At 69.7% G+C, this 290-nt stretch carries 1 protein-coding gene; it reads right to left on the minus strand.

Annotation, left to right across the window (positions count from 1 at the left end):
* Positions 1-290: thiamine pyrophosphate-dependent enzyme (locus FLQ44_RS03150; RefSeq protein ID WP_240801171.1), on the minus strand; the 290-nt coding region annotated here is incomplete at both ends.

The following is a 290-nucleotide window of genomic DNA, read 5'->3' on the forward strand; positions in this document are numbered from 1 at the left end:
CCGAGTTGATCGCCGCATAGGTGTCGGACTTCGAGCTGCCGCCATCACCCACGCAGGCCACCGCGACGCGGGCTTCGCCGCGCAGCTTGAAGGCCAGCGCGGCACCGGCCGCATGCAGGCACTGCGTACCGATCGGCACGCACCAGGGGTAGTCGTGCCGGGCAACCGCAAAATCGTTGCCGCGCTCGTCGCCGCCCCAGTACATCAGCACGTCGCGCGGCCGCACGCCGCGCATGAACTGCGCGCCGTACTCGCGATACGAGGGCGCGAACACATCCTCGGGACGCATG

This window comes from Vogesella mureinivorans (genome assembly GCF_007644035.1).
Lineage (GTDB): Bacteria > Pseudomonadota > Gammaproteobacteria > Burkholderiales > Chromobacteriaceae > Vogesella > Vogesella mureinivorans.